This is a genomic window from Pseudomonas sivasensis, assembly GCF_021391435.1.
Taxonomy (GTDB): domain Bacteria; phylum Pseudomonadota; class Gammaproteobacteria; order Pseudomonadales; family Pseudomonadaceae; genus Aquipseudomonas; species Aquipseudomonas sivasensis.
In genome coordinates, this window is record NZ_CP090029.1 from 1739838 (window position 1) to 1766235 (window position 26398).

The 26398-nt window shown below is 59.4% G+C and carries 27 protein-coding genes and 1 tRNA gene; 15 read left to right on the plus strand and 13 right to left on the minus strand.

The features are described 5' to 3' along the window. Nucleotides 1-3 precede the first annotated feature (3 nt). The 5 genes from LRO94_RS07790 to LRO94_RS07810 all read right to left on the minus strand — a co-directional run bounded on the left by LRO94_RS07790 (nt 4) and on the right by LRO94_RS07810 (nt 5392). On the minus strand, nt 4-1038 hold the full coding sequence (locus LRO94_RS07790) for an AbrB family transcriptional regulator (protein ID WP_032889255.1): 1035 nt from the start codon (nt 1036-1038) through the stop codon (nt 4-6). Beyond that, complete coding sequence (locus tag LRO94_RS07795) at nt 1031-2545, minus strand: tripartite tricarboxylate transporter permease (RefSeq protein WP_032888527.1); 1515 nt, start codon at nt 2543-2545, stop codon at nt 1031-1033. Before LRO94_RS07795 ends, LRO94_RS07790 begins: the two co-directional genes overlap by 8 nt. Nucleotide 2546: 1 nt before the next feature. Beyond that, nucleotides 2547-3005: a tripartite tricarboxylate transporter TctB family protein gene (locus tag LRO94_RS07800; RefSeq protein ID WP_032888529.1), complete on the minus strand. Its 459-nt coding sequence runs from the start codon at nt 3003-3005 to the stop codon at nt 2547-2549. A 63-nt stretch (nt 3006-3068) separates the two neighbouring features. After that, nucleotides 3069-4058, minus strand: a complete 990-nt coding sequence (locus tag LRO94_RS07805; protein WP_163033161.1) for a Bug family tripartite tricarboxylate transporter substrate binding protein — start codon at nt 4056-4058, stop codon at nt 3069-3071. A 41-nt stretch (nt 4059-4099) separates the two neighbouring features. Next, entirely contained in the window at nt 4100-5392 is a 1293-nt protein-coding gene (locus LRO94_RS07810; RefSeq protein ID WP_032888532.1) for an OprD family porin, read from the minus strand. A 235-nt stretch (nt 5393-5627) separates the two neighbouring features. Here LRO94_RS07810 and LRO94_RS07815 point away from each other — a divergent pair, with 235 nt between their 5' ends. Both LRO94_RS07815 and LRO94_RS07820 read left to right on the plus strand, forming a co-directional pair. After that, a complete protein-coding gene (locus LRO94_RS07815) occupies nt 5628-6299 on the plus strand; it encodes a response regulator (protein WP_017736361.1) in 672 nt (223 codons plus the stop codon). Then, a complete protein-coding gene (locus tag LRO94_RS07820) occupies nt 6292-7677 on the plus strand; it encodes a sensor histidine kinase (protein WP_032888534.1) in 1386 nt (461 codons plus the stop codon). Before LRO94_RS07815 ends, LRO94_RS07820 begins: the two co-directional genes overlap by 8 nt. Here the strand turns inward: LRO94_RS07820 and LRO94_RS07825 are convergent, their stop codons facing one another. Both LRO94_RS07825 and ygfZ read right to left on the minus strand, forming a co-directional pair. Then, nucleotides 7678-8499, minus strand: a complete 822-nt coding sequence (locus LRO94_RS07825) for an HDOD domain-containing protein (RefSeq protein WP_032888536.1) — start codon at nt 8497-8499, stop codon at nt 7678-7680. 36 nt (nt 8500-8535) lie between these two features. Further along, the gene (gene ygfZ / locus LRO94_RS07830; RefSeq protein ID WP_122755726.1) at nt 8536-9477 is read right to left on the minus strand and encodes a CAF17-like 4Fe-4S cluster assembly/insertion protein YgfZ; all 942 of its coding nucleotides are present in this window, start codon (nt 9475-9477) and stop codon (nt 8536-8538) included. Between the two features lie 140 nt (nt 9478-9617). Between ygfZ and LRO94_RS07835 the strand changes: the two genes are divergently transcribed. Together LRO94_RS07835 and LRO94_RS07840 are read left to right on the plus strand one after the other, a co-directional pair. Then, nucleotides 9618-9872, plus strand: coding sequence for an FAD assembly factor SdhE (locus tag LRO94_RS07835; protein WP_032888540.1), 255 nt, complete (start codon nt 9618-9620; stop codon nt 9870-9872). Continuing rightward, nucleotides 9856-10302: a protein YgfX gene (locus LRO94_RS07840; RefSeq protein ID WP_179179409.1), complete on the plus strand. Its 447-nt coding sequence runs from the start codon at nt 9856-9858 to the stop codon at nt 10300-10302. The genes LRO94_RS07835 and LRO94_RS07840 overlap by 17 nt, the downstream gene beginning before the upstream one ends. On the opposite strand, the gene nadB is transcribed toward LRO94_RS07840, so the two are convergent. Then, nucleotides 10271-11887, minus strand: coding sequence for an L-aspartate oxidase (gene nadB, locus LRO94_RS07845; protein WP_032888543.1), 1617 nt, complete (start codon nt 11885-11887; stop codon nt 10271-10273). The genes LRO94_RS07840 and nadB overlap by 32 nt on opposite strands. A gap of 462 nt (nt 11888-12349) precedes the next feature. Between nadB and rpoE the strand changes: the two genes are divergently transcribed. The 4 genes from rpoE (at nt 12350) to LRO94_RS07865 (ending at nt 16198) form a co-directional block, all read left to right on the plus strand. Continuing rightward, nucleotides 12350-12931 carry an RNA polymerase sigma factor RpoE gene (gene rpoE, locus LRO94_RS07850; protein ID WP_003172477.1) on the plus strand — a complete coding sequence of 194 codons (582 nt, stop codon included), beginning with the start codon at nt 12350-12352 and terminating at the stop codon, nt 12929-12931. 32 nt (nt 12932-12963) lie between these two features. After that, nucleotides 12964-13545, plus strand: coding sequence for a sigma-E factor negative regulatory protein (locus LRO94_RS07855; protein ID WP_032888545.1), 582 nt, complete (start codon nt 12964-12966; stop codon nt 13543-13545). 16 nt (nt 13546-13561) lie between these two features. After that, on the plus strand, nt 13562-14524 hold the full coding sequence (locus LRO94_RS07860) for a MucB/RseB C-terminal domain-containing protein (RefSeq protein ID WP_179179408.1): 963 nt from the start codon (nt 13562-13564) through the stop codon (nt 14522-14524). 234 nt (nt 14525-14758) lie between these two features. Continuing rightward, nucleotides 14759-16198 (plus strand): DegQ family serine endoprotease, encoded by a 1440-nt coding sequence (locus tag LRO94_RS07865; protein ID WP_032888548.1) that lies wholly within the window; start codon nt 14759-14761, stop codon nt 16196-16198. A 67-nt stretch (nt 16199-16265) separates the two neighbouring features. Here LRO94_RS07865 and LRO94_RS07870 read toward each other — a convergent pair whose 3' ends face one another. After that, the gene (locus LRO94_RS07870; RefSeq protein ID WP_095184077.1) at nt 16266-17699 is read right to left on the minus strand and encodes a M48 family metalloprotease; all 1434 of its coding nucleotides are present in this window, start codon (nt 17697-17699) and stop codon (nt 16266-16268) included. A gap of 95 nt (nt 17700-17794) precedes the next feature. Here LRO94_RS07870 and LRO94_RS07875 point away from each other — a divergent pair, with 95 nt between their 5' ends. Beyond that, nucleotides 17795-18034: a sulfurtransferase TusA family protein gene (locus LRO94_RS07875; RefSeq protein WP_032888554.1), complete on the plus strand. Its 240-nt coding sequence runs from the start codon at nt 17795-17797 to the stop codon at nt 18032-18034. 30 nt (nt 18035-18064) lie between these two features. After that, nucleotides 18065-19135 (plus strand): AI-2E family transporter, encoded by a 1071-nt coding sequence (locus LRO94_RS07880; protein ID WP_032888556.1) that lies wholly within the window; start codon nt 18065-18067, stop codon nt 19133-19135. Between the two features lie 36 nt (nt 19136-19171). Here the strand turns inward: LRO94_RS07880 and LRO94_RS07885 are convergent, their stop codons facing one another. Then, complete coding sequence (locus LRO94_RS07885) at nt 19172-19645, minus strand: peroxiredoxin (protein ID WP_032888558.1); 474 nt, start codon at nt 19643-19645, stop codon at nt 19172-19174. Nucleotides 19646-19655: 10 nt separating this feature from the next. Continuing rightward, complete coding sequence (locus LRO94_RS07890; RefSeq protein ID WP_003172487.1) at nt 19656-20216, minus strand: glycine cleavage system protein R; 561 nt, start codon at nt 20214-20216, stop codon at nt 19656-19658. A 272-nt stretch (nt 20217-20488) separates the two neighbouring features. Here LRO94_RS07890 and dapA point away from each other — a divergent pair, with 272 nt between their 5' ends. The 5 genes from dapA (at nt 20489) to LRO94_RS07915 (ending at nt 24177) form a co-directional block, all read left to right on the plus strand. Continuing rightward, the gene (gene dapA / locus LRO94_RS07895; RefSeq protein WP_032888561.1) at nt 20489-21367 is read left to right on the plus strand and encodes a 4-hydroxy-tetrahydrodipicolinate synthase; all 879 of its coding nucleotides are present in this window, start codon (nt 20489-20491) and stop codon (nt 21365-21367) included. Nucleotides 21368-21384: 17 nt separating this feature from the next. After that, nucleotides 21385-22500: an outer membrane protein assembly factor BamC gene (gene bamC, locus LRO94_RS07900; RefSeq protein WP_122680213.1), complete on the plus strand. Its 1116-nt coding sequence runs from the start codon at nt 21385-21387 to the stop codon at nt 22498-22500. Between the two features lie 4 nt (nt 22501-22504). Further along, complete coding sequence (locus LRO94_RS07905; RefSeq protein ID WP_179179407.1) at nt 22505-23263, plus strand: MBL fold metallo-hydrolase; 759 nt, start codon at nt 22505-22507, stop codon at nt 23261-23263. Nucleotides 23264-23290: 27 nt separating this feature from the next. Next, nucleotides 23291-24004, plus strand: a complete 714-nt coding sequence (gene purC, locus LRO94_RS07910; protein WP_003172493.1) for a phosphoribosylaminoimidazolesuccinocarboxamide synthase — start codon at nt 23291-23293, stop codon at nt 24002-24004. Nucleotides 24005-24087: 83 nt separating this feature from the next. Beyond that, nucleotides 24088-24177, plus strand: a tRNA-Ser gene (locus LRO94_RS07915). A gap of 240 nt (nt 24178-24417) precedes the next feature. Here the strand turns inward: LRO94_RS07915 and LRO94_RS07920 are convergent. Both LRO94_RS07920 and LRO94_RS07925 read right to left on the minus strand, forming a co-directional pair. Next, the gene (locus LRO94_RS07920; RefSeq protein ID WP_233896972.1) at nt 24418-25308 is read right to left on the minus strand and encodes a hypothetical protein; all 891 of its coding nucleotides are present in this window, start codon (nt 25306-25308) and stop codon (nt 24418-24420) included. Nucleotides 25309-25376: 68 nt separating this feature from the next. Next, nucleotides 25377-26219 (minus strand): DUF6216 family protein, encoded by an 843-nt coding sequence (locus LRO94_RS07925; protein WP_032888670.1) that lies wholly within the window; start codon nt 26217-26219, stop codon nt 25377-25379. Nucleotides 26220-26398: the final 179 nt, after the last annotated feature.

The following is a 26398-nucleotide window of genomic DNA, read 5'->3' on the forward strand; positions in this document are numbered from 1 at the left end:
TGTTTAGTGCATCGGCTGGCGGTTCCAATGCCGGAACAACGGCTCCGCCAAAAACAGCACAAACAACAACCGCATTACCTGCATCGCCGTCACCAGCGGCACCGACAGTTGCAGGGTTTCGGCCGTGAGGCTCATCTCGGCGATGCCGCCGGGCATCATGCCCAGGGTCAATGAGCGCAGGTCCAAGTGGGTGAGGGCACTCAAGCCCACCGCCGCCAGCGTCGCCAGCGCCATGGTCAACGCCGTGCCGATCAAGGTGCGAACCATGAACGACGGAGCGCGCCGGAAGAACTGACGATTGAAGTGGCAGCCCAAGCCGCTGCCGATCAGCCATTGGCCAATCTGGCTGCCGCCGTCAGGTAACCCGATGTGCAGGTCCCACACCACGCTGGCGGTGGCACTCACCAACAAGGGGCCGAACAACCACGGGTTTGGCTGACGCAAACGCTGCCAGCCCCAGGCTACCAGCGCACCCAGAGGAAACAGCAACGCCAGCCACGCCCAACTCACCGGTGCCGGATGAAACTGCGGCGCGCCGCCCTCCAGCAAATACTTGAAAATCGCCGGCACACATAACACCACTACCAGCACCCGCAGGCTCTGGCCCGCTGCCACGCGGCTGAGCACCGCGCCATTGCGTGCGCCGAGGTTGACCATCTCACCGGAACCGCCCGGCATGCTGGAGAAAAACGCGGTGGCGCGGTCTTCACCGCTGCGGCGCATCAGCCACACGCCGACCACGCTCGACAGGCTGGTGACCAGCGCGCCGAAGAAGATCAGGCCGAAGTGGCTCATCACCTGTTCAATCACCAACGGGGTGAAGTGCAGGCCGATGCCGATGCCCACTACCCATTGACCGCATTTGCGCCCGCCGGGAATCTCCGCCAACTGCCATGGCGTGAGGCAACGCACGAGGATGATCGCCAGCAACGAACCGACCATATACGGCAAAGGCCAGCCGACCAGGCTGGCCAGGTAACCGCCGGCCAGACCGACCAGCGGCGTTCCCCACCATTGTTTAAAGGTGACCTCAGACATCGGCCACGGCACGACGCTGTTGGGCACGTTTACGCCAGATACGCAGCAACGGTACAAACAGCATGATGGCGGTCAGTACCCAGACGCCAAAGGTGATCGGGCTCGACCACAGGATTTCCAGCGCACCGTTGGAAATCGACAGCGCACGGCGCAGGTTCTGCTCCATCAGGCCGCCGAGGATAAAGCCCAGCAGTACCGGCGACAGCGGGAAATCCAGCTTGCGCAGGATGTAGCCGAAGATGCCGATACCCACCATCAGGAACAGATCGAAGGTGGTGGCGTGCACTGCGTACACACCGATCGCTGTGATGATGGCGATCACCGGCACCAGCGCCCAGTTCGGCACGGCGAGAATGCGCGTGAAGATGCGGATCATCGGGATGTTGAGGATCACCAGCATGATGTTGGCGATAAACAACGAGGCGATCAGGCCCCAGACGATGTCCGGTTGCTGTTGGAACAGCAGCGGGCCAGGGGTGATGTTGTACAGCGACAGAGCACCGATCATCACCGCCGTGGTGCCCGAACCCGGTACACCCAGTGTCAGCATCGGTACCAGGGCGCCACAGGCGGAAGCACCGATGGCCGTTTCCGGCGCGGCGAGGCCACGCATGTCGCCCTGGCCGAATTTGCCGCTGGCACCGGCCAGGCGTTTCTCGGTCATGTAGGCGACGGCCGAGGCCAATGTCGCACCTGCGCCGGGGAGTACACCCATGATGAAACCGAGCAGGCCGCAGCGGATGTTCACCACGAACACCGAACCCGCTTCCTTCAGGTTGAACATCATCCGCCCGGTGGCCTTCACCGCTTCCTGGCCACGGTGAGTTTTTTCCAGCAGCAGCAGGATCTCACTGATGGAAAACAGGCCCAGCACCAACACCACAAACTGGATGCCGTCGGTGAGGTGGATGTTGTCGCCGGTAAACCGGTACACGCCGCTGTTGGCGTCAATACCCACTGCCGAGAGGAAGAGGCCGATCAGCGCCGCAACAAACGTTTTCAGCGGTTTGTCACCGGCCATGCCGCCCAGGCAGACAATCGCAAACACCATCAGTACGAAATATTCCGCCGGACCGAAGGCAATTGCCCATTTGGCCAGCAGCGGCGCAAACAGCACCATGCCGCAGGTAGCGATAAACGCGCCGATGAACGAGCTCCATGCCGACAAGGACAACGCCACGCCAGCCAGGCCTTTACGGGCCATCGGGTAGCCGTCGAGGGTGGTCATCACGGTCGACGCTTCGCCCGGAATGTTCAGCAGGATTGAGCTGATACGGCCGCCGTATTCGCAACCCAGATACACGGCCGCCAGCAGGATCAACGCCGATTCCGGCGGCAGGCCCAGGGCGAATGCGATGGGGATCAACAGTGCTACGCCGTTGATCGGGCCCAGGCCCGGCAACAGGCCGACCACAGTGCCGATCAAGGTGCCGCAGAGGGCGGTCACCAGGTTGTAAGGGGACAGTGCAACGCCGAAGCCCTGGCCCAAATAGCCGAAAGTATCCATATCAGTTCTCCAGAACGTCGAGCAGGCCGAGGGGCAGCGGAACATCCATGGCTTTATCGAACAGCAGATAAAGACCAATGGCCATCAGGCTGACAATCACCACGCTGGGTACCCAGCGGCCGCCGTACAGACGCGCCATGGGAATGCCGATCAGCATGCTGCTGAGAATGAAGCCGAGAGGTTCGAAGGTGGCGGCAAACACGATCAACAGGGCTACGCAGATGCAGATCTTGATCAGGGTCTGGCGGTCCAGCGCCGGTTCTTCCTCGGTGTGCTTGGTAGGTTGCGGGCGAAACAGCATGTAGATCAGTGCCAGGCTCATCAGCCCTAGCATCAGCAGCGGGTAGGCACGAGGCCCCACCGGCTCGTAGGAAAATGCCGCCTGATACGGCCAAGCCATCAATGCAAGGCCGGCACAGGCCAGCAACAGCACAGCGGCAAAAATGCGTTGTAAGAGCATGTCGAACTCCTGGGCCGCGCCCGCTGTGAAAGAGGGCGTGGCCGCACTTGGAAGGCGGGGCGATTACTGGATCAGGCCGAACTCTTTGGCCAGTACTTTGTAGTCAGCCACCTGTTTCTTCACGTAGGTGTCCAGCTCCGGGCCGGTCATGGCGAACGGGAACAGCTCACGCTGGTCACGCAGCTTGGCGAACTCGTCCGAGGCCAGCAGTTTGTCGAACGCCTCTTTCCACCAGGCATAGTCGGCATCGCTGACTTTTGGCCCCAGGTAGAAACCGCGCACCACTGGCCAGACGATGTCGTAGCCTTGCTCCTTGGCGGTCGGAATGTCCTTCATTTCTGGCTCGTCCAGCCGCTTCTCGGAGAACACCGCCAGCAGGCGCATATCGCCACTCAGGATGTGCGGCATGGAGTCGGAGATGTCGGTACTGCCCACCTGGATGTGACCGCCGAGCAGGGCAGTAGCGATTTCGCCTCCACCTTCGAGGGCGACATAACGCAGCTCGCGCGGGTTGATCCCGGCGGCTTTAGCGATCAGTGCCGTTTGCATCCAGTCCTGGCTGCCGACGGTGCCGCCGGAACCGATCACCACACTGCCCGGATCTTTCTTCAAGGCTTTGACGAGATCGTCGAGGGTCTTGTAGGGCGAATCACTTTTCACTGCGATGGCGCCGTAGCTGGTGCCAACTGCCGCCAACCAACGCACGGCGCTTTCATCAAAACGACCGAACTTGCCTTGCGCCAGGTTCAACAGCGAACCGCTGGACCAGGCCACCAATGTGCCGGCATCAGCAGGGCGCTGGGCGACCACCGCGTTGTAAGCCACTGCGCCCACCCCGCCCGGCATGTAGGTCACGCGCATCGGCTTGCTGAGCAACTTCTCGTTGACCAACGCGCTTTGCGCCAGTTTGCAGGTCAGGTCAAAACCACCGCCGGGGGAGGCCGGGGCGATGCATTCCGGGCGCTTGGGTTCATCGGCAGCCAGCAGTTGGCCGGCGAACAGCATGCAGCCGGCGGCGAGGGCAAATTTACGCAGTGAAAGGGTCATGGTTATCTCCGTCTTTATTGTTGTGAGGTTCTACTGCCAGAGCACATTTACCAAAGGGCAACGCTGTAGCTGACCAGCACGCGCATTTCATCCGCGTCACGGGCTGAATAGTTGGAACGGTACGTGGCGTTACGCAGGCGTACAGCGACGTCTTTGAACGTGCCGGTTTGCACCACGTACTTGATTTCGGTGTTGCGTTCCCACTCTTTACCGGTCTCGCCGTTCTTGAGTTTGATGTTGTCACCCGACAGGTAACGGCTCATGAAACTCAGGCCGGGAATGCCCAGCTTGGCGAAGTCGTAGTCGTAGCGCGCCTGCCAGGAGTGCTCGTCGGCGCCGGCAAAGTCGTTGATCTGAACGAAGTTGACCAGGTACGGGTCACTGCCATCCACATACGGGAAGGCGCTGTCGCCGGACATGTGCTGGTAGCCGGCGCTGAGCTTATGGCCATTGAGGGCATAGCTGAACAGGCCGTTGAGGGAGGTGTTGTCGATCTTGCCGCCACGGGCTGCACCGGTGTCATCACTGATAGCCAGGCGCAGGTCGGTGGCGAAGGTGCCGGGGCCCATCGGGCGTGCGGCCACCAGGCCGAGGAAGTGCTGGCGGTAAACGTCGTCGAGCTGGGCGAAGTGGTAGCTACCGGTGATCTTGTCGGCGAACTTATAGTCCACGCCACCGAAGTTGAAATGCTTGCCGGTGGCGCCGCTGAGGAAGCGGCTGTTCTTGTTGTTGAGGGCGATGTCCTCGTAATTGCTGTCGTCGCGGTCCTTGGCCTTGTCCAGGCGACCGCCGGTGAACGTCAGGTTCTTGAACTCCTTGGAAGTCAGCAGGCCGCCGTTGAACGTCTGCGGCAGGATGCGGCCGTCGTTGGGCTTGAGGATCGGCAGTTCAGGCATCAGCGAGCCGATCTTCAGCTCGGTGGCGGAGATCTTCACCTTGCCGGTCAAACCCAGCTTGGAGTACTCATCGGCGGCGCGACCATCGTCATGGGTCGGTAGCAGGCCGGTACCGGTGCGGTCGGGGCTGGAGTCGAGTTTGACTCCGAGCATGCCCAGCGCGTCGACGCCAAAACCGACGGTGCCGTCGGTGTAGCCCGATTGCAGGTTGAGCATGAAGCCCTGGGCCCATTCGTCGCGCTTGGATTGCTGTGCGCTGGTGCCGTCGCGAAAGTCTCGGTTGAAGTACATGTTGCGGGTTTCCAGGGTCGCGCTGCTGTCTTCAAAGAAGGCAGCCTGGGCAAGCGGCGAAAAGCCGGCAAGGGCTGCGGCACTGGCAAGGGCGGTGTGGGTCAGGCGGGAAAAACGAACAGGCGGGCAAGCCTGGGGCTGGGTCGACAGCATCGTGTTGCACTCCGTTATTGTTCTTATTTTGGCGAAAACGCATCGAGGCGTTTTTCGGGCGCGACTCATCTGGTCGCTCGGCGGGCATGACCCACCTTGGCTGGATGCTAAAGGGCGAAGCTTTCACTAACCTTTCAGCTGCCTTTCAATGTTTTCGGGCTTCACAGGGCAGGCGGCGCCTGTAAACTGCCCGCCAAGGCGTGGCATCGACCACCCATGAACGAGGTAGAAATCCATGCGTGTCCTCTTGGTTGAAGACCATCTGCAACTCGCCGAAAGTGTCGCCCAGGCGCTCAAGAGCACGGGTTTGACCGTCGACGTACTGCACGATGGCGTGGCCGCGGACTTGGCCTTGAGCAGCGAGGAATACGCGGCGGCGATCCTTGATGTGGGGTTGCCGCGCATGGATGGTTTCGAGGTGCTGGCGCGTCTACGCGCTCGCGGAAAAAATCTGCCAGTGCTGATGCTCACCGCACGCAGTGATGTGAAAGACCGCGTGCATGGCCTGAACCTGGGCGCCGATGACTACCTCGCCAAACCGTTCGAACTGACGGAGCTGGAAGCCCGGGTCAAGGCGCTGCTGCGCCGCAGCGTGCTGGGCGGCGAGCGCCAGCAGACCTGCGGCGTGTTGGTGTACGACCTCGATACTCGGCGCTTCACCGTGGGCGGCGAGCTGATGACCTTGACCTCTCGCGAGCAAGCCGTGCTCGAAGCCTTGATCGCGCGCCCGGGCCGGGTGATGAGCAAGGAGCAACTCGCGTCCCAGGTGTTCGGCCTGGACGAAGAGGCCAGCCCGGATGCCATCGAAATCTACGTGCACCGGTTGCGCAAGAAACTCGATGGCCAGCCCATCGCCATCGTGACCTTCCGCGGCCTTGGCTACCTGCTGGAAGCCCGCGATGCATAAGCCCAGCAGCCTGCGCTGGCGCCTGCTGTGGAACTTGGCGCTGTTGCTAGTGCTGTTGATGCTCGCCAGTGGCATGAGTGCCTACTGGAACGGTCGCGAAGCGGCCGACACCGCCTATGACCGCACGCTGCTGGCCTCGGCACGGACCATCGCGGCCGGCCTGACCCAAGTGGACGGCACCCTCAGCGCCAACGTGCCCTATGTCGCCCTGGACACCTTCGCCTACGACAGCGCCGGGCGTATCTACTACCAAGTCAATGACATCGACCAGAAGCTGATCTCCGGTTACGAGAACCTGCCCGGCCCGCCGCCGGGCACGCCTCGCACCGATGACTATCCGGCGCTGGCGCGGTTTTACAACGCCACGTACCAAGGCCAGCAGGTGCGTGTGGTCAGCCTGCTCAAGGCCGTCTCCGAGCCGAATATGAACGGCATGGCGGAAATCCGCGTGGCCGAAACCGATGAAGCGCGCGTGAGCATGGCCCGCAGCCTGATGGCCGATACCTTGCTGCGCTTGGGCATGCTTGCGATCGGCGCGTTGTTATTGGTGTGGTTCGCCGTAAGCGCAGCGCTGCGCCCGCTGGAGCGCTTGCGCACGGCAGTGGAAGAACGCCAGCCCGACGACTTGCGGCCCTTGCCGTTGGTGGAAGTGCAGCATGAGTTCGGCCCGCTGGTGCGTTCCCTCAATCACTTCACTGAGCGCCTGCGCGGGCAGTTCGAACGACAGGCGCAGTTTATTGCCGACGCGTCCCACGAACTGCGTACACCGTTGGCGGCACTCAAGGCGCGGCTGGAACTGGGCCTGCGCGCGGAAGATCCGGCGACCTGGCGCAGCACCCTGGAAACCGCCGCCCAGGGCACCGACCGCCTGACCCATCTGGCCAATCAATTGCTGTCCCTGGCACGCATTGAAAATGGCGCGCGGGCGATTGCCGAAGGGGGGGCGCAGTTGCTGGATCTGAGCCAGTTGGCCCGTGAACTGGGCATGGCCATGGCGCCCCTGGCCCATGCGCGTGGCGTGGCATTGGCGCTTGAGGCCGACGAGCCGGTGTGGTTGCGCGGTGAGCCGACGCTGCTGAACGAGTTGCTGAGCAACCTGGTGGACAACGCCCTGGCCCACACGCCACCGGGTGGCAACGTGATTTTGCGGGTATCGGCGCCTGCGGTACTGGAGGTGGAAGATGACGGCCCAGGTATTCCGCTGGATGAACGCGACCGGGTGTTCGAGCGCTTCTACCGCCGCAGCCAGCAAGGCATGGGCTCAGGCCTGGGGCTGGCGATTGTCGGCGAAATCTGCCGCGCCCATCTGGCGCAGATCAGCCTGCACGATGGTGCGCAGGCGGGGTTGAAGGTGCGGGTAAGTTTTATCGCCGGTTGATCAGTCGAACATCAAGCGGGCTTCATCCAGCTCTGCGCGCAGTTTTTCACTGTAGGGGTCGACCCGCAGTTTCTTCATCGCCGGCACGTTGGAGACTTCCACCTTTGCCAAGGGGTGATCGGTGCCGTGATGGCAATACAGCACGGCGATCTGCACCAGGTCGATGTAGTCGAGGCTGGCGGAGTCGCGTTCCAGGTTCAGGTACTGGCCTGGCAGTTTCGCCAGCATTTCCGGGAAGTCCCAGCCACCGAGCAACTTGTCGCCCAATACCGGGTGGATGCTGTCGATGACATGGTTGAGGCTGACCGGGTCCGACAGCAGTTCGTAGTGGTCTTCGGCGTAGGTCAGGATCGGCAGCACGCCGATCTGGTGCACCAGGCCGCCCAACGCTGCCTGGTCCGGCTTGAGCTGACTGTGGCTGCGGCACAACGCATAGCTCACGCCCGCTACTTCCAGGCTGCGGCGCCATACATCGCGCATTTTCTGTTCTACCGTTTCGGAGCGGGCGTGGAAGATCTGTTCCATCACCAGGCCGATGGCCAGGTTGCTGCTGTAGTTGGTGCCCAGCCGGGTGATGGCGGTGTGCAGGTCGGTGACTTCCTGAGTGGCGCGTAACAACGGGCTGTTGACCACTTTGATCAGGCGCGCCGACAGCGCGGTGTCGCGACCGATGACTTTGCTCAAGTGGCTGATGCTGATTTCCGGGTCTTCAGCGGCCTGACGGATGTTCAGGGCCACTTCCGGCAATGTCGGCAGAACCAGGTCATCGTTGTTGATGGCCTTAACCAACGCCTGTTGGACTTTTTCCGCCAGTTTGTTCATTCATGCTCTCTAGGGTGCTGCAAAAAGGTACGGCGACTAACGCTGGATTTCTCGATCGCGGTCGAGGGTATAAGGCAGCTCAAGCAGCTGTAAACCTGGGCCTTCCAGTGTGCCTAAGTGCACATCGCCACTATCGGCTGCTTCGGCTTGCAATACGGCCAGAAGTTCAATCGCTTGGTCAGCTTTTGCTGCAATCACCACTTCGCCGATCGAGCTGTTGTGGCTAGCGGAAAACAGTGGGGTGCCTGGCTCGGGCATGTCAGCCGCGTTGAGGCTCAGGCGGTACAAGCGGCGCTTGAGTTTGCCCAGGTACTGCATGCGCGCGACGATTTCCTGGCCGGTGTAGCAACCTTTCTTGAAACTCACGCCGCCCACCGCTTGCAGGTTGAGCATTTGCGGGATGAAGACTTCGCGGGTTTGCGGCATGACCTGGCCGATGCCAGCGCGGATCTGGCCCAGCAGCCATTCATTCAAGTCTGCTTCTTTTACGTGAGCGGCCAGTTGGCTGCGCACGGTGTCGGCTTGCTCGGCAGGCACCCAGAGTTCGGCGCGGGCTGGGGATACGCGGATGGCGATCAGTACGTCGGCACGCGCTACGCTGTCAGTCTCGGCTGGAAGTTCAAGACCCAGGCTGGCGAGTGCATGGTCAGCGTTCGATAGGCCGAAACGCACCCAGGCGGCGCTTTCGTCGGTGAGCTTGGACTTGGAGAACACCGCGTATTTCTTCAGGTCGGCCAGTTGCGGTTCCAGCAAATCGGTGGCCATCGCCATCAATACTCCGTCACCTTGCAAGAGGATACGGAAGCTCGATTGCATGCGGCCTTTTTGCGTGCAGCGCGCGCCGAGGCTAGCCTGAGTATCACTCAGGTAATTGAGGTTGCAGGTGAGCTGGCCCTGCAGGAACTTGGCAGCGTCGGAGCCGCGGACGGCCAGAACGCCTTCGTGGGACAGCGGGCAGAAAAAAGCGGAGTCAGCCATGGGTCATCGCAGGTCAAAAAGTCATGGGTGCATCATAGAGGGGCGCCCGGCAAATGGATAGTTTCCATATGGTGCGACCAAAGCCGGCTGTTCCGGGGCCGTGGTGCCTGTATACTTGCGCGCTATTTGAGGAGCGCTCCATGGTCGAAGAAGTAGAAATCAATCGCCTCTACTGGCACAGCCGTCGTGGCATGCTGGAGCTGGATGTGTTGTTGGTGCCTTTCACCAAAGAGGTGTACGCCACGCTCAATAAAGTAGATCGCGACCTCTATGTCCGTCTGCTCGAATGCGAAGACCAGGACATGTTCGGCTGGTTCATGGAACGCGCCGAATCGGAAGATCCTGAGCTGCAGCGTATGGTTCGGATCATTCTGGACCGTGTTCAGCCCAAGTAATCGTTTTGAATGCCGCTGGCGGGCCTCACGGCTAATGCTGGCGGCGTATGTGCTCGCCCAGCTATTCGCGCTGGGTGCGTTGTTGGTCCTCGATTCCCCCTTTGCTTTCCTTGGCGTGCTGTTATGCCTGGCCCATGCGGTCTGGGTGCTGCCGCGTCATGTCCTGTTGACCCACCGTTCGTCGATTGTTGGCCTGCGTCGCGATGAGGATGGCTGGCAGTTGTTCAGTCATGAGCGCGGTTGGCACAGCGTGCAGTTGCGTCCCGACAGCCTGGCGTTGCCGCTGATTGTTGTATTGCGCTATCGGGTTCAGGGCGAGTGGCGGGTGCGTTCCGTCTGTGTCCCACGGGATTCGCAGGTCGCCGATGTGCATCGGCGCCTGCGGGTACGCCTGAAGTTCAGCCGCCGAAGGTGGTTGGCACCAGAATAGTGTCTCGGGCTTCTGGCAGCATCTGCGGATAGTCGAGGGTGTAATGCAGGCCTCGGCTTTCCTTGCGTTCCATGGCCGAGCGGATCATCAGTTCCGCGACCTGGGCCAGGTTGCGCAATTCGATCAGGTCACGACTGACTTTATAGTTGCTGTAGAACTCGTCGATCTCATCCAGCAGCAAACGCACGCGGTGCTGAGCCCGTTGGAGGCGCTTGTTGGTGCGCACGATCCCCACGTAGTCCCACATGAACCGCCGCAGCTCGTCCCAGTTGTGCGCGATGATCACGTCTTCGTCCGAATCTGTGACCTGGCTGGCATCCCATCGGGGCAGGGCGGTCGGCACCGGGATGTGCGGCAGTTGGTCGAGAATGTCTGCCGCCGCCGAGCGCGCGTAGACAAAGCATTCGAGCAACGAATTGCTGGCCATGCGGTTGGCGCCGTGCAGGCCGGTGAAGCTGGTTTCGCCAATCGCGTACAGGCCGGGCACGTCGGTGCGGCCGTGCTGGTCGACCATCACGCCACCGCAGGTGTAGTGCGCGGCGGGCACGACGGGGATCGGGCCTTTGGTGATGTCGATATTGAACGCCAGACAGCGCTCATAGACCGTGGGGAAGTGGGTCTTAATGAAGTCTTCGGGTTTGTGGCTGATGTCCAGGTACACGCAGTCGACACCCAGGCGCTTCATTTCATGGTCAATGGCGCGGGCGACGATATCGCGCGGGGCCAATTCGGCGCGCGGGTCGAAGCGCTGCATGAAACGTTCGCCATTCGGTAGTTTCAGGTGTGCACCTTCACCACGCAGCGCCTCGGTGATCAGGAAGCTCTTGGCCTGAGGGTGATAAAGGCAGGTGGGGTGGAATTGGTTGAATTCCAGGTTCGCCACCCGGCAACCCGAACGCCAGGCCATGGCAATACCGTCGCCGCAAGCGCCGTCGGGGTTGCTGGTGTAGAGGTAGACCTTGGCCGCACCGCCTGACGCGAGAATGGTGAAGCGTGCGCCGTACGTGTCGACTTCGCCGCTGGAACGGTTGAGCACGTAGGCGCCTAGGCAGCGCTCGCCGTCCAGGCCCAGGCGTTTTTCGGTGATCAGGTCAACGGCGACGCGCTGCTCCAGCAATTCGATGTTGGGACGCTGGCGGGCTTGGTCGAGTAGGGTCTTGAAGATCGCGGCGCCGGTGGCGTCGGCGGCGTGGATGATGCGGCGGTGGCTGTGGCCGCCTTCGCGCGTGAGGTGGAATTCGAAGCCGCCGTCGTCACTGCTCGCGTGTTCGTCGCGGGTGAACGGCACGCCTTGATCGATCAACCATTGGATCGCCTCGCGGCTATGCTCGACGGTGAAACGCACCGCATCTTCGTTGCACAGGCCACCGCCAGCGTTGAGGGTGTCTTCGACGTGGGATTGCACCGTGTCGGTATCATCCAGCACGGCGGCCACACCACCCTGGGCCCAGAATGTGGAGCCGTTGGCCAGGTCGCCTTTGCTCAGGACCGCAATGCGCAGATGGCTGGGAAGGGTCAGCGCTAGGCTCAATCCTGCCGCGCCGCTGCCGATCACCAGGACATCGTGTTGAAACTGTTGGCTCATTTGAAGGATTCCGCAAAAAGCGATCCAAAGGTCAGGCGCAGACAGGAGGCCTGGATCGGCGAATCAAAGGGTCACACGGGCCACTAGTATATAGAGGGGGGGAGCGGCACAATAGCCGGGCATTCGTGGCAATGTGAGATTACGGTGCGCAGCTCGGGTAAAATCAGCCGGTTGTTGAAGCGGGAACTTTTTGCATAAGCCCCGACTCAATAGCAGGTTGCCCGAAAGCTGGGAAACGTTGAGTTTATTGGCCCGTCGGGAGCATTGGACGCGTCAGAAAACCGGCGACAAGATTATTCGCGCAGCCGGCGTTGCCCGCGCTGCGTTTTTCGTGTGTGCCAAATCAGTGCATGCCGGAAACTTGCTTGAAGGGGGAGAACTTTTGCGAAAAGTCCGAGTCTATGTTTGCAAGCCTGATCGTTTAGTTATGCAAGCCTCCTTCAAGTACAACGAGGAGTGTTCATGCTAACCCAGGAAGAGGATCAGCAGCTCGTCGAGCGCGTTCAGCGCGGCGACAAGCGAGCATTTGATCTGCTAGTGCTGAAATACCAGCACAAAATTCTCGGGTTGATCGTGCGGTTTGTGCACGACACCCATGAAGCGCAGGACGTTGCACAAGAGGCCTTTATCAAGGCTTATCGTGCACTGGGCAATTTCCGCGGTGATAGTGCGTTTTACACGTGGCTGTACCGCATCGCCATCAACACGGCGAAGAACTATCTGGTGTCTCGCGGACGCCGCCCACCAGATAGCGATGTAAGTTCAGAAGATGCAGAATTTTACGATGGTGATCACGGCCTCAAAGATCTCGAGTCGCCGGAGCGTGCATTGCTGCGCGACGAGATCGAAGGCACCGTTCATCGCACAATTCAGCAACTGCCAGAAGATTTGCGTACGGCGTTAACTTTACGTGAATTCGATGGTCTGAGTTACGAAGACATTGCGAGCGTCATGCAGTGTCCGGTGGGGACTGTGAGGTCACGGATTTTCCGGGCCCGGGAAGCCATCGATAAAGCCTTGCAACCTTTGTTGCAGGAAAACTAAAGACAGCGGCGACAGCCAAGAGAGGAACCGCCATGAGTCGTGATGCCCTGCAGGAATCGCTGTCCGCAGTGATGGATAACGAAGCGGATGAACTGGAACTTCGTCGAGTGCTCAACGCATTTGATGATGCCGAAACCCGTGACACCTGGTCTCGTTACCAAGTCGCTCGGGCGGTGATGCATAAGGATCTTCTAATCCCTCGTCTGGATATTGCTGCGGCTGTTTCTGCTGCGCTGGCCGATGAAGCCGTTCCGGCAAAAGCTGCTCGTGGTCCTTGGCGTAGCCTGGGTCGCCTGGCAGTCGCTGCCTCGGTGACAGTTGCAGTGCTTGCTGGTGTTCGCCTGTACAACCAGGACGAAATTGCTGGTGCCGAACTGGCCCAACAGACTCAGCAGCCGGTCATGGCCGGTCCGCAAGTCAAAGGCCCAGCTGTACTGGCCGGCTACAAGGAAAGCTCTGACACCACTGGCCCTATGGCCAACGGTGTACTTCAAGGGCAATCGCAGGACCAGCGTCTTCCAGGCTACTTGCGCCAACACGCACAGGAATCAGCCTTGAAAGGCACTGAAAGCGCTCTGCCATACGCTCGCGCTGCAAGCCTGGAAAATCGCTAAACCGCTAAGGGGCATTATGCGCGCCATACCGCTCCTTACGCTGTTTCTCAGTGGTTGGTTTGCACTACCCGCCCATGCCGATGAAGCCCAAGATTGGCTGACTCGACTTGGGCGTGCAGAGCAGCAGCAAAGCTTTGAAGGTACGTTCGTCTATGAACGTAACGGCAGTTTTTCCACCCACGACATCTGGCACCGTGTCCAGAATGGTCAGGTACGCGAGCGGCTCTTGCAGCTCGATGGTTCTGCCCAGGAAGTTGTGCGAGTGGATGGCCGCACACAATGTGTCAGCGGCACGCTGGTTGCTGGCATTGGCAATTCGCGAGATGAGCCTTCACGAGCGCTTGACCCGCAAAAAATCAATCCATTTTACGAATTGGCCATCATCGGCAAGTCCCGCGTGGCCGGCCGTAATGCAGTCATCGTTTCGATTACGCCACGTGATCAATACCGTTATGGTTTTGAGCTGCATCTGGATCGTGAAACCGCATTGCCGCTCAAGTCCCTGTTACTGAACGATCAAGGGCAGTTACTGGAGCGCTTTCAATTCACACGCTTGAATACTTCTACCTCGCCCACCGATCGTGATTTGCAGCCCAGCAGTGAATGCACGTCTATCGCTATCTCAGATACTAAGGCGTCGGAAGTAGAGCCCACTCAGGCTTGGCATTTGGAATGGTTGCCGCCGGGTTTTCAGCTGACCAATAGCAGTGCCCGTAAAGATGCTCAGACCAAAGCCACTGTCGACAGCTTGATGTATGAAGACGGGCTGGCACGTTTTTCGGTATTTCTTGAGCCGATCAGCGCTGTGGGCGTGACTGAAACCCGCACTCAATTGGGCCCCACGGTTGCTGTGTCCCGCCGGCTGAATACGGTGGACGGCGAAATGATGGTGACGGTAGTTGGTGAAATTCCTATAGGCACCGCCGAGCGTATCGCGCTGTCGGTGCGCGGTGAAAAAAAGGCCACCATCCAGCCGTGAGTTGTTAATCCTATGTTCATCCTGCTCTTCCACTGTACGTCCATGTCAGGCTGGCTGCCGAGAGCATGAAATGTCTGGATCAGCATTTTCACTTGCAAAAATCTCCCATGTTTTTTATAGGTCAGGGCTTGTCGGCTCTGGCCTTGTTTTGTTCGCGGAACAAAAATGTCGGTCGCAGTTTTCGGCGTTTCTTGAACCCTGTCGCTCAACCCTGCTCGTCGTAACGGGAGCTGTATGTCGATACCACGTTTGAAATCCTACCTATCCATAGTCGCCACGGTACTGGTGCTTGGCCAGGCCTTGCCTGCACAAGCGGCCGAGTTGCCTGATTTCACCCAATTGGTTGAGCAAGCCTCGCCGGCCGTGGTGAACATCAGCACCACGCAGAAACTGCCAGATCGCAAAGTGTCGAACCAGCAGATGCCTGACCTGGAAGGCCTGCCGCCGATGCTGCGCGAGTTCTTCGAGCGCGGCATGCCACAACCGCGCACGCCTCGTGGCGGTGGTGGTGGCCAGCGTGAAGCGCAGTCCCTGGGCTCGGGCTTCATCATTTCCCCTGATGGCTACATCCTTACCAACAACCATGTGATCGCTGACGCTGACGAGATTCTCGTGCGCCTGGCCGACCGCAGCGAGCTGAAAGCCAAGCTGGTGGGCACCGACCCACGTTCCGACGTTGCGCTGCTGAAGATCGACGGTAAGGATCTACCCGTTCTGAAGCTGGGCAAATCCCAGGACCTCAAGGCCGGGCAGTGGGTAGTCGCCATCGGCTCGCCGTTCGGTTTTGACCACACTGTGACTCAGGGTATCGTCAGCGCCATTGGTCGCAGCCTGCCGAATGAGAACTACGTGCCATTCATCCAGACCGACGTGCCGATCAACCCAGGTAACTCCGGTGGCCCGCTGTTCAACCTGGCGGGTGAAGTAGTGGGTATCAATTCGCAGATCTACACCCGTTCCGGTGGTTTCATGGGCGTGTCGTTTGCTATTCCGATCGACGTGGCCATGGATGTTTCCAACCAATTGAAAAGCGGTGGCAAGGTTAGCCGTGGCTGGTTGGGCGTAGTGATCCAGGAAGTGAACAAAGACCTCGCTGAGTCCTTCGGTCTCGACAAGCCTGCTGGTGCTCTGGTTGCACAGATCCAGGACGACGGCCCCGCTGCTAAAGGCGGCCTGCAAGTCGGCGACGTGATCCTGACCATGAATGGCCAACCGATTGTCATGTCGGCCGACCTGCCACACCTGGTCGGTGCACTCAAGGCGGGCAGCAAGGCCAAGCTGGAAGTAATTCGTGACGGCAAGCGCCAGAACGTTGAACTGACGGTAGGCGCTATTCCTGAAGAAGGTGCGACTCTGGACGCCCTCGGCAATAACAAATCGGGTGCTGAGCGAAGCAGCAACCGTCTGGGCATTGCAGTCGTTGAGCTGACCGAAGAGCAGAAGAAAAGCTTCGACCTCAAGGGCGGCGTAGTGATCAAGGAGGTGCAGGATGGCCCAGCAGCGTTGATCGGCCTGCAGCCGGGTGACGTGATCACCCACCTGAACAATCAGGCGATTGACTCCACCAAGCAGTTCACTGATATCGCCAAGGCGTTGCCGAAGAATCGCTCGGTGTCGATGCGCGTGCTGCGTCAGGGGCGCGCCAGCTTCATTACATTCAAGCTGGCCGAGTAATCCGCTAAGCCAATAAAAAGCCCCGCCGTCGGTCAACGATGGCGGGGCTTTTTTGTGGGTGATGGGTTTAGCTCATCATCCCTTTTACCAGGCGTTCCTGTTCGATCAGCTCACGCTGGCGTGCGTCGATACGTGACGACAATGGAAAGTTACTGCCGGCGCGGCGTTTGGCGAAGTCCAGTTGCTGAATCGCCTGCTGGAAGTCGCCCACCAGAGCAAAGTATTCAGCGCGCGCCTGGTGCAGGCCGATGATGTTGCCGGATAACCCGCGTGTCTCGGCGACTTGATACCACACGTCCGGATCGTCCGGACGAGACTTGAGCAGGCCATCCAGGGCCTTTTCCGCATCCGCGGTACGATTTTGTTTAAGCAGCAGGTCGACTCGGATCTGATTCAGCGGATAGTTGCCGGGGTATTGGGTCAGCATCCGATCCGTGCGTTGTTGGGCGTCGGCTAGACGGCTGTTGTCTATGTCCAGCTGGATTTGCGCCAGGTTATAAGTGATGTCATTGGGCGCTTTGGCCAGCAGCGGTTGCAGGCTATCTCTCGCTTGCTTGAATTGTGAGGCCTTGATTTGGGCGATGGCCAGGCCATAACGCGCCACATCGTTTTTCGGATTCTCGTCCAGTTGCGCCTGGAAGCGTTTGGCGGCGAGTCCTGAGGTGTCCTCATATTGCAGCTGCACCCGTGCGCGAATCAGTTGATAGCGCAGGCTGTCTTCCTTTCCGCCGGGCTTGGATTGCTCGGCTCGGTTTCGGGTGTCGGCGATCCGCGATTCAGTGACCGGGTGCGTCAACAGGAATTCTGGTGGCTTGGCGTCGAAGCGGTATTGACGCCCCAATCGCTCGAACATGGTCGGCATGGAGCGCGGGTCGTAGCCGGCTTTCTCCAGATTGACGATACCGATACGGTCAGCCTCTTGTTCATTCTGCCGAGAGAACCGCCGTTGTTCCTGGATCGCCGCCGCCTGGGTGCCGGCGATCGCAGCAATGCCCGCATCACCTGCGCCGGCGGCTGCCGCGATGATGCCACCGAGGAGAGCAGCCATCATCGGGATCTGCATGCGCTGCTGCGCTTCAACGCCACGGGCGAAGTGACGCTGTGACAAGTGAGCCAATTCGTGCGCCAGCACCGAGGCGTATTCTCCTTCGGTCTGGGCGTTGAGGAACAGGCCGCCGTTCACGCCGACAATACCGCCTGGCGCGGCAAACGCGTTGAGTTGCGGGCTGTTGATCAGGATGAACTCCAGGCGTCGGTCGTTCACCTGGCTGGTTTCTACCAGCTTATACACGCTGGTTTCGACGTAATCTTTGAGTTGCGGGTCGTTCAGTTGGGAAACCTGTCCGCGCAGGTAGGCCAGCCAGGCACGGCCCAGTTGGAATTCCTGTTGTGGCGAGACAATGGCAGAACTGGCGTCGCCAAGCGACGGCAGGTCGTCAGCGAAGCCTGGAGAGGCCAGCAGGCAAGCCAGCGTCAGCAGGGTGGGGCGCAAAAAAGTCATGCACATAGCCTTTCGACAAAGAGCTTACTGTAGCCGGACACTGAGCTTCGGACCAGATATTCTAAGCACCCCGAACGCTTGCCCGGAGTAAAACCATGACCGACGCTGTAGCCTTTGATGCCGAGCTCGACGCCAGCGGCCTCAATTGCCCGTTGCCCTTGCTCAAGGCCAAGCTGGAACTCAACCGATTGACCAGCGGTGCCGTGCTCAAGGTGACCGCAACGGACGCAGGTTCCCAGAGGGATTTCCGCACATTTGCCAAACTGGCCGGCCACACGTTGTTGCATGAAGAAGATGCCGCCGGTGTGTACCGTTACTGGTTGCGCAAGGCCTGAGCCGTTGCCCCTACCACCCGAGGTTGATTGATGTTCAAAGTGTTACGAGACTGGATCCAGCGCTACTTTTCTGATGAAGAAGCCGTGGTACTAGCCGTCCTGTTGTTTTTGGCCTTTACCGCAGTCCTCACCTTGGGTGGCATGCTGGCGCCCGTACTTGCGGGGATGGTGCTCGCTTACCTGATGCAGGGCCTGGTCACCACCCTTGAGCGTTTGCGCTTGCCAGGCGGTGCGGCAGTGGGGCTGGTCTTCGCCTTGTTCATGGGCCTGCTGGTGGTGTTTATCGTGGTGGTGTTGCCGCTGCTGTGGCACCAACTGATAACGCTGTTCAACGAGTTGCCGGGCATGCTCGCCAAGTGGCAGTCGCTGTTGCTGCTGTTGCCGGAGCGCTACCCGCATCTGGTATCGGATGAGCAGGTGTTGCAGGCCATTGAAGTGGCGCGCGGCGAAATCGGGAAATTCGGGCAATGGGCGCTGACGTTTTCCCTGTCCAGCTTGCCGCTGCTGGTCAATATCATGATCTACCTGGTGCTTGTCCCGATCCTGGTGTTCTTCTTTCTCAAGGATCGCGCAATGATCGGTCGCTGGGTGAGTGGCTACCTGCCGCGTGAGCGAGCGCTAATTACTCGGGTTGCCGAGGAAATGAACCGGCAGATCGCCAACTACATTCGTGGCAAAGTCATCGAGATCATTATCTGCGGCGGCGTTACCTACATCGCTTTTATTGCCCTGGACCTGAATTACGCGGCCCTGTTGGCATTGCTGGTCGGTATTTCAGTGGTGGTGCCCTATGTCGGCGCGGTAGTGGTGACCGTACCAGTTACGCTGATCGCTTTGTTCCAGTGGGGCTGGAGCGACCAGTTCATCTACCTGATGGCGGTGTACGGGATCATCCAGACCCTGGATGGCAACGTGCTGGTGCCGTTGCTCTTCTCGGAGGCGGTCAACCTGCATCCGGTGGCGATCATTTGCGCGGTATTGTTGTTTGGTGGGCTATGGGGATTCTGGGGGGTGTTCTTTGCAATTCCCCTGGCGACGCTGTTCAAGGCAGTGCTGGATGCGTGGCCGCGCCAGGAGCCAGTGGTGGCGCCTTTGCTCTGAAAGGGAAAGGGGGAGCCTGCTCCCCCTCTCACATCCTCAGACCTTATTCAAAGCCTGCGCTGCTGTCAGTACAGCATCCACGTGCCCTGGCACTTTCACGCCACGCCATTCCTGGCGCAGCACGCCTTCCTTGTCGATCAGGAAGGTGCTGCGATCCACACCCAAGTATTCCTTGCCGTAAAGCTTCTTCAGTTTGATCACATCAAACAGCTGGCAAACCGCCTCGTCTTTGTCGCTGATCAGCTCGAAAGGGAATTCCTGCTTGCCTTTGAAGTTCTCGTGGGACTTCACACTGTCGCGCGACACGCCAAACACTTCAGTGTTGGCCGCTTGGAACGCGGCGTACTGGTCACGGAAGCCTTGGCCTTCAGTGGTGCAGCCGGGGGTGCTGTCCTTCGGATAGAAGTAGATCACCACCTGCTTACCCTTGAGGGCCGCAAGGCTAAAAGTCTGGCCGCTGGTGGCCTGGGCTTCGAAGTCGGCTATGGGTTGGTCGATGACTACTGCCATGAATACTTCCTTACATTGGGTTCTGTGGGCGCCATGGTTCGATCAACGCGTCGAGGTTCAGTGCGTCGGCGAAATCCAGGAACTGGTCGCGCAGCCAACTGATCTGCACGCCGGCTGGCAGGGTCACGGTGAAAGTGGCGTTGAGCATGGTGCCGCCGGTTTGCGGGGCCTGGTAGGTGTCGCAGGTCAGGTTTTCCAGTTCGACGTTATGGTCGATAAAGAACTGGCACAACTCGTTGACGATGTCCGAGCGGTACGCCGAGCTGACGTAAGCCACATAAGGCAGGGCCTGGGGACGGTTTTCCAGCGCGGCGCTACGCACTACATTGACGGTGAAGTCATGTTTCTTGGCCAGGCCCGGCAGGCCGGTTTCCAGGCGTGCCAGGGCGTCCCAGGTGCCGGAGATCTGGAGGACCAGCGCACTGCACTCGCCATGGCGTGTCAGGCGGGAGGTCACGACGGCGCAGCGGTTTTCATGGCTGGCGCGGCACAGGACGTTCGTCAGCTCCATGGGGTTGGCGCCGAGGGCACTGATAACAAGGAATTGTTCGCGAACTGTGGGGGTGGACATGCAGCCTTCCTAAACGATGAGCGGTCGATACCATGAGGGCCGTATCGATCAAAGCATGAAGGGTAGCGAAAAGCGCCGCCAAGGGATAGGAGGTGGCGTTTTCATTACGTGAACGGCGTGATTCCAGCCTGCTGTAACCCATGCTTTCGTCCAATGATGGCATTGCCCATCGTTTAGTTGCCCCAGAACGCATCCTCACGCGGTACTTCGCTTGTACAAGCATCTTGGCGCCAGTACCATTACGGCTCTCTTTTTCCGGCAGGAGCGGTTGCATGATTGCGGGCAGTATGGTGGCACTGGTCACACCCATGGATGCACAAGGTCATCTCGACTGGGACAGCCTGGGCAAACTGGTGGACTTCCACCTGCAAGAAGGCACCAACGCCATTGTGGCGGTCGGCACCACAGGTGAGTCGGCCACCCTCGATGTGGAAGAACACATCCAGGTGATTGAGTTCGTGGTCAAGCGTGTTGCGGGCCGCATAGCCGTGATCGCCGGTACGGGTGCCAACTCGACGCGCGAAGCGATCGAGCTGACCAAAAACGCCAAGAAGGCTGGCGCCGACGCCTGCCTGCTGGTGACTCCGTATTACAACAAGCCGACCCAGGAAGGCCTGTACCAGCACTTCCGCACCATTGCCGAAGCCGTCGACATCCCGCAGATCCTCTATAACGTGCCGGGTCGTACCGCGTGCGATATGAAGGCCGAGACCGTGATCCGCCTGTCCACCGTGCCGAACATTATCGGCATCAAGGAAGCCACTGGCGACCTGCAGCGCGCCAAGGACATCCTGGCCGGTGTGAGCAGCGACTTCCTGCTGTATTCCGGTGACGACGCCACGGCTGTCGAGCTGATCCTGCTGGGTGGCAAGGGCAACATCTCCGTGACCGCCAACGTGGCCCCACGTGCCATGAGTGACATGTGCGCTGCTGCCATCGCTGGCGACGCCGTGACCGCCCGTGCGATCCACGAGAAGCTGATGCCGCTCAACAAGACACTCTTTATCGAATCCAACCCTATTCCCGTGAAATGGGCGCTGTTCGAGATGGGCTTGATGCCGGACGGTATCCGTCTGCCGCTCACCCGTCTCAGCGAAGCCTGTCACGAACCGCTGCGACAGGCCCTGCGCCAGTCCGGCGTCCTGGTTTAATTGAGGAAGCACTACGCATGAAGCGATTGGCCGGACTTTCCGCACTTGCCTTGATTATCTCCAGCACCAGTGGCTGCGGTTGGATCTGGGGCCCGGAAGGCTACTTCCGTGACCGCGGCAGCGATTACCTGGAAGCACAAGCAACCAAACCGATGCAGTTGCCGCCGGACGTCAACGTTGCAAAGCGTCTTGACCCGTTGCTGCCGATTCCACGCAACGTTGCCGACGACACCACCAAGGGTGAATACGTAGTGCCACGTCCACAGCCGATCTCGGCCGTGGCGGATGCCAGCGACTACAGCCTCCAGAAGAGCGGTGATTCCCGCTGGATCGTTGCTCAGCGCCCACCTGCCGAAGTCTGGCCAGTGGCGGTGCAGTTCTTCCAGGACAACGGTTTCCGCATCGACGAGCAGCGCCCGCAGACCGGCGAATTCACCACGGCATGGCAGCAAGGCAGCGAACTGTCCGCCACCATGGCCAAGCGTTTGCAAGCCAGTGGTGTAGCGGCTGACAGCGAAGCCCGCGTGCGTGTTCGCATCGAGCCAGGCGTGCAGCGCAATACCAGTGAAGTCTACGTGGTGAGTGCCGAGCGTCCTGCCGGCAGCACCGCCAACGTCGCCTTCACCAACCGTTCGGTCAACACCGGCGTTGACTCTGCACTGGTCGACGAGATGCTGGCCAGCATGAGCCGTATTTCCGAGAAGGGCGGTTCCGTTTCCCTGCTCGCCGCACGTGATTACGACACCCCGAGTCGCGTCAGTCTCACCGAGGACGGCAGTGGCAACGTGGTGCTGAATCTGGGTGAAGACCTGGACCGTGCCTGGGCCAGCGTCGGTCGCGCGTTGGAGCAAGGCCCTTGGCGTGTTGAAGACATCAACCGTAGCCTTGGCCTCTACTACATCAACGTGGCTGAAAAGGCCGAGCGCAAAGACGACGAGCCTGGTTTCTTCGGCAAGCTGTTTGGCAGCCAGCCGACCAAGGAAGAAATCGAGACCCGCGCCGAGCGTTATCAGGTTCGTTTGAGCAAGGTTGGCGAGACTGTGCAAGTCACTGTCGAGAAGAACATCAACACCGTTGCGCCGGCTGAAACAGCCCGCAAAGTGTTGGGCGTAATTCAGGACAATCTGGGCTGATCCGATGCGTTTTGCTGTTCTCGGTAGCGGTAGCCAAGGGAACGGCACGCTGGTCGCCCACGACGACACGTACGTACTGGTGGATTGTGGTTTCTCGTTAAAAGAAACCGAGCGGCGCCTGCTGCGCCTGGGGGTTCACCCCACGCAGCTGAGCGCTATTCTAGTGACCCACGAACATGCCGATCACGTGCATGGCGTGGGTTTGCTGTCTCGGCGCTACAATCTTCCGGTGTACCTGAGTCGCGGCACCTTGCGCGGGATGCGCAAGCCCATTGAGCCCGCAGGTTTCCTGGCTGGCGGTGAGCAACTGCAAATCTGTGCCTTGAGCATTGATGTGATTGCCGTGGCGCACGACGCTCAGGAGCCGACGCAGTATGTATTCAGTGATGGCCAGCGACGCTTCGGCGTGCTGACCGACCTGGGCTCCTACTGCGCCAAGGTGCTGGACGGTTACCGCGACCTCGATGCCTTGATGATCGAGTCCAACCACTGCCGAGACCTGCTGGCTCGCGGTCACTATCCCTACTTTCTCAAGCAGCGGGTGGGCGGCGAACTGGGACATTTGAACAACCACCAGGCGGCGTACCTGGTGTATGAGTTGGGCTGGCAAGACCTGCAACACCTGGTCCTGGCCCACCTGAGCAGCAAGAACAACCTGCCGACGCTTGCCCGGCAATGTTTTGTCGACACCCTCGGGTGCGACCCGGACTGGCTGCAATTGGCCGATCAAGATTCAGGGCTCGACTGGCGACATATCGCCTAGCCCACCTCACTCAAAGCGGAGCCCATCATGGAAAAACGTGAAGAACTCTACCGCGGCAAGGCCAAGTCGGTTTACAAGACCGACGACGCCAACCGCCTGATCCTGCTGTTTCGCAACGACACCTCGGCGTTCGACGGCAAGCGCATCGAACAACTGGACCGCAAGGGGATGGTGAACAACAAGTTCAACGCCTTCATCATGCAGAAACTCGAAGAGGCCGGGATTCCGACCCAATTCGACAAACTGCTGGGCGACAACGAGTGCCTGGTGAAGAAGCTGGACATGATCCCGGTCGAATGCGTCGTGCGTAACTACGCCGCCGGCAGCTTGGTCAAGCGCCTTGGTGTGGAGGAGGGCCTCAAGCTCAACCCTTACACGTTCGAATTGTTCCTGAAGGACGACGCCAAGGGCGACCCGTTCATCAACGAATCCCACGTCGTGGCATTTGGCTGGGGCACCGCTGAGCAACTGGCTCGCATGAAAGAGCTGTCCCTCAAGGTCAACGACGTACTGAGCAAGCTGTTCGACGACGCAGGCCTGCTGCTGGTGGACTTCAAGCTGGAATTCGGTGTGTTCCACGACGGTTCCATCGTCCTGGGCGACGAATTCAGCCCGGACGGCTGCCGCCTGTGGGACAAGGACACCAAGAAGAAGATGGACAAAGACCGCTTCCGCCAGGGCCTCGGTGACGTTATCGAAGCTTACGAAGAAGTCGCCAATCGTCTCGGCGTACCGCTGTAATCGACGCAAGCATCTGATAGCACGGAAAAAAATCGCTTAGGCGCTTTGCATCCACGAATCATGCTGTTATGATGCGCGCCGTTGGAGAGATGCCAGAGTGGCCGAATGGGACGGATTCGAAATCCGTTGTACCTTCACCGGTACCTAGGGTTCGAATCCCTATCTCTCCGCCATTACATAGAAAAAGCCCCGTAGCTGAATAAGCTACGGGGCTTTTTCGTTTTTGGTGCCATAAAAGTCCTACATACCCTTCCGCACAGCTTTGTTCATACCTCCTTCCAAGATTGAAGCCTGGGTGTTTGCCGGTCTTCGTCGACACGCCATCGTTTTTTGGGAGACGGGTATATTGATTTACCGAGAGACGCTCACCGAGGCGCTCGCACTGAATGGCATCACCTGCGTAAGCAGCGCGCTCACTCCTGCGCGACAGCGTGCTGGGGCGGGGTCAGCTCCAATACGCGATCACGTCCGCCCTCGGCCAGCAGATAAGTCCCGCGCGCAGTCGGCACGATCGATTGTGGCGCTTTCAAGAACGACAAAATCGTCTGCTGGTGCCCTTGTTTGTCGATCAGCAACAGCCGCGCGCGGTGGGTGGCGTCTTCATTGATCCATAACCCGCGCTCATCGCACATCAAAAACGTCGGCTGGTTCAGCTTGGCCAGTACCACCGGATCACTGCCGTCTGCGGCTAGCTCACGCACCGTGCCTTCTTTCTTCTTCGTGTAGAGCATGCGGCCATCGGTGCAGCGGATGATGGATTCACCCTCATCGAGGTCTTTGCGCACGACGCTCAAGGTCCGGTCGCTCCAGCGATAACGTAGGAGACGGCCCTCGTCGCGACGGTCCTCCATCGCATAGAGGTAGTCCCCGTCGTCCCACAGACCTTGCACGTTTTCGCCCCTGAATAACTCTGTGACGGTACCGTCCTTGAGGAAGCTGACGGGAGAGTCGAGTGCTTCCTGGCTGAATACCCAGCCGCCACGGGTGGAGAGCATACCGTCGGGTTTGGACAGCTTGCCCACCACCACTTCGCGTGTTCCGTCCAGGTGAATGCGCACGATACTGCCCTTGGCGTCGTCGAGCTCCTGGCTGACCATCAACGCGCCGTCCGGTAACGGCATCAGCGAGGCAGCTTTGGGCACATCGCGGTGCAGCACCTGAACAGTCCAGCCGCTCGCCGTATTCACGGGGTAGAAGTTTTGCCAAGTGAAGAAGCCCAGCGCGGCGAGGCAGGGCAGGCCTACCAGGCATACAGCTCCTTTCAGCGCTCGGTGTAGCGTTTTTCTGCCGGATGCCTTGCTCATTGAACTCTCAGTCGAAAACGGTCGGATTGCAGACTACGCACCTAAGTGCTTTTTTCAAGGCAGCTTTTTCAAGACTGGTTGGCCTGCCATTGTCTGTAGAGTCGTCGGGCGACTTCCATTCGCGCGATCAGGATCACCAGGTAAATCATCCAGGCCATCGACACGAGTACCAGCGAGAACAGTAGCCCGCGCTGTTCGCTCAAACCCTCTCGTACGTATTTGTTGTAGTTCTTGTCGAGGAAGAATGAGCAAATGATGTCGAGTTTCTCTTCCGGTAATCCCGGGAGAAGAAAAGCCTGTAGCGACTCGGACGACCGGCAGTGTTCTACCATCAGGACGTTGTCGGACCAGATGCCGAACTTCACGTTATCTTCAGATAAATAGAACGATGGAGCATCTGGGGCGTTTTTCAGGGACACCATCAGGTACTTCGATTCAATCAGAGGAACCGCAATGGCTACACCTGCCAAAAGCACGAAAGCGAGTACAAAAAAACAGTTGATGCGCCATTGTGCGAACCGCTGGGTGATGAAATTCAGCGCTGTGAAGTCGCCCCACTCTATGTAGCGCTTCACGCGGCCGAAGTCGCGCGGGGCGAATTCATTGCTGTACATCCAATCCTCGGCCAAGTCTGCCTCCCGCAGCGTTTTGGCAGGGATGTTGAATTCGTAGCGGTAATATTCAAGCTCGCGCAAATCCTTGCGCATGCGTTCAAAACGTTCTGTTTCGAAGCGCGTTTTGCCCCCAAAAAACCGCCATATCCAATCCCGCAAAAACAGCAGCGATCCGGAACGTCGGTAGATAAATATCAACAGCCCCGCGATAGCGAGAAAGGTAAAGGCACCGCTGAAGAAGGCGAAATGCTCGACGTACCAAGTCAGTGGTGTGCTTTTTACGATCGGTTCGGCCATGGCTGGGTCCATTAGTCATAAAGTCGAACGCGGGATTCTAGGGAACCAGAGCGAGCGTGTCTTTACGTCAGAAAAAACAGGAAGCAACTTACGGGGCTCTCAGAATCCGGCTAAGCCACAACTGCAGTTTTTCTGGCGGTCCTCATGCATGGCTTCCCACCGACAGTCGTACGATAATG

Excerpts from the sequence above, each read along its gene's own strand:
- nadB (WP_032888543.1), bottom strand. The coding sequence starts at position 11,887 with ATGAGCCAACAGTTTCAACACGATGTCCTGGTGATCGGCAGCGGCGCG.
- LRO94_RS07885 (WP_032888558.1), bottom strand. The coding sequence starts at position 19,645 with ATGGCAGTAGTCATCGACCAACCCATAGCCGACTTCGAAGCCCAGGCC.
- LRO94_RS07860 (WP_179179408.1), top strand. The coding sequence starts at position 13,562 with ATGCGCGCCATACCGCTCCTTACGCTGTTTCTCAGTGGTTGGTTTGCA.
- rpoE (WP_003172477.1), top strand. The coding sequence starts at position 12,350 with ATGCTAACCCAGGAAGAGGATCAGCAGCTCGTCGAGCGCGTTCAGCGC.
- LRO94_RS07865 (WP_032888548.1), top strand. The coding sequence starts at position 14,759 with ATGTCGATACCACGTTTGAAATCCTACCTATCCATAGTCGCCACGGTA.
- LRO94_RS07880 (WP_032888556.1), top strand. The coding sequence starts at position 18,065 with ATGTTCAAAGTGTTACGAGACTGGATCCAGCGCTACTTTTCTGATGAA.
- LRO94_RS07790 (WP_032889255.1), bottom strand. The coding sequence starts at position 1,038 with ATGTCTGAGGTCACCTTTAAACAATGGTGGGGAACGCCGCTGGTCGGT.
- LRO94_RS07795 (WP_032888527.1), bottom strand. The coding sequence starts at position 2,545 with ATGGATACTTTCGGCTATTTGGGCCAGGGCTTCGGCGTTGCACTGTCC.
- LRO94_RS07810 (WP_032888532.1), bottom strand. The coding sequence starts at position 5,392 with ATGCTGTCGACCCAGCCCCAGGCTTGCCCGCCTGTTCGTTTTTCCCGC.
- bamC (WP_122680213.1), top strand. The coding sequence starts at position 21,385 with ATGAAGCGATTGGCCGGACTTTCCGCACTTGCCTTGATTATCTCCAGC.
- LRO94_RS07890 (WP_003172487.1), bottom strand. The coding sequence starts at position 20,216 with ATGTCCACCCCCACAGTTCGCGAACAATTCCTTGTTATCAGTGCCCTC.
- LRO94_RS07825 (WP_032888536.1), bottom strand. The coding sequence starts at position 8,499 with ATGAACAAACTGGCGGAAAAAGTCCAACAGGCGTTGGTTAAGGCCATC.
- LRO94_RS07855 (WP_032888545.1), top strand. The coding sequence starts at position 12,964 with ATGAGTCGTGATGCCCTGCAGGAATCGCTGTCCGCAGTGATGGATAAC.
- ygfZ (WP_122755726.1), bottom strand. The coding sequence starts at position 9,477 with ATGGCTGACTCCGCTTTTTTCTGCCCGCTGTCCCACGAAGGCGTTCTG.
- LRO94_RS07800 (WP_032888529.1), bottom strand. The coding sequence starts at position 3,005 with ATGCTCTTACAACGCATTTTTGCCGCTGTGCTGTTGCTGGCCTGTGCC.
- LRO94_RS07820 (WP_032888534.1), top strand. The coding sequence starts at position 6,292 with ATGCATAAGCCCAGCAGCCTGCGCTGGCGCCTGCTGTGGAACTTGGCG.
- purC (WP_003172493.1), top strand. The coding sequence starts at position 23,291 with ATGGAAAAACGTGAAGAACTCTACCGCGGCAAGGCCAAGTCGGTTTAC.
- LRO94_RS07905 (WP_179179407.1), top strand. The coding sequence starts at position 22,505 with ATGCGTTTTGCTGTTCTCGGTAGCGGTAGCCAAGGGAACGGCACGCTG.
- LRO94_RS07835 (WP_032888540.1), top strand. The coding sequence starts at position 9,618 with ATGGTCGAAGAAGTAGAAATCAATCGCCTCTACTGGCACAGCCGTCGT.
- LRO94_RS07925 (WP_032888670.1), bottom strand. The coding sequence starts at position 26,219 with ATGGCCGAACCGATCGTAAAAAGCACACCACTGACTTGGTACGTCGAG.
- dapA (WP_032888561.1), top strand. The coding sequence starts at position 20,489 with ATGATTGCGGGCAGTATGGTGGCACTGGTCACACCCATGGATGCACAA.
- LRO94_RS07815 (WP_017736361.1), top strand. The coding sequence starts at position 5,628 with ATGCGTGTCCTCTTGGTTGAAGACCATCTGCAACTCGCCGAAAGTGTC.
- LRO94_RS07920 (WP_233896972.1), bottom strand. The coding sequence starts at position 25,308 with ATGAGCAAGGCATCCGGCAGAAAAACGCTACACCGAGCGCTGAAAGGA.
- LRO94_RS07875 (WP_032888554.1), top strand. The coding sequence starts at position 17,795 with ATGACCGACGCTGTAGCCTTTGATGCCGAGCTCGACGCCAGCGGCCTC.
- LRO94_RS07870 (WP_095184077.1), bottom strand. The coding sequence starts at position 17,699 with ATGACTTTTTTGCGCCCCACCCTGCTGACGCTGGCTTGCCTGCTGGCC.